Annotated in this window: 1 pseudogene; it reads right to left on the bottom strand. The window is 57.9% G+C overall.

Annotation, left to right across the window (positions count from 1 at the left end):
• Positions 1-669 (bottom strand): annotated as a pseudogene (locus CRI63_RS23830) (autotransporter domain-containing protein); the annotation flags it as partial.

Genomic DNA, 669 nt, shown 5'->3' with positions numbered 1-669 from the left:
GTTTTGCCGCCGTTATTCGCCGTGGCGTCGTCACCGTTAATCTGTGTGCCAGTGCCGCCGTTGGTGATGGTGCTGTCGCCTTCGTTATTAACAACCGCCTGGTCGCCGTCGATCTGAATACCGAATGGATCCGGATCGGTCACGGTCATGGTGCCGTTGTTGTCCACCGTCGCACTGTCGCCGGTGATATCAATCCCGTGTGCGCCGCCGCTGACGTCCAGATCGCCGTCCTGGATAACCTTCCCGTTATTGCCGTTGATTTCTGTACCGGTGGCGTCTTTACCGTCAACAGTGGTTTTGCCGCCGTTATTCGCCGTGGCGTCGTCACCGTTAATCTGTGTGCCGGTGCCGCCATTGGTGGTGGTGCTGTCGCCTTTGTTATTAACAACTGCCTGGTCGCCGTCGATCTGAATACCGATGGATTCCGGATCGGTNACGGTCATGGTGCCTTGTTATNGTCCACCGTCGCGCTGTCGCCGGTGATATCAATCCCGTGCGCCCGCCGCTGACGTCCAGATCGCCGTCCTGGACAACGTTCCCGTTATTGCCGTTGATTTCTGTACCAGTGGCGTCTTTACCGTCAACTGTGGTTTTGCCGCCGTTATTCGCCGTGGCGTCGTCACCGTTAATCTGTGTACCGGTGCCGCCGTTGCTGATGGTGCTTTCGCC

This window comes from Escherichia sp. E2661 (assembly GCF_004745185.1).
In the GTDB taxonomy this organism is placed as follows: domain Bacteria; phylum Pseudomonadota; class Gammaproteobacteria; order Enterobacterales; family Enterobacteriaceae; genus Escherichia.
This window is presented reverse-complemented; position numbering and strand designations above follow the sequence as displayed.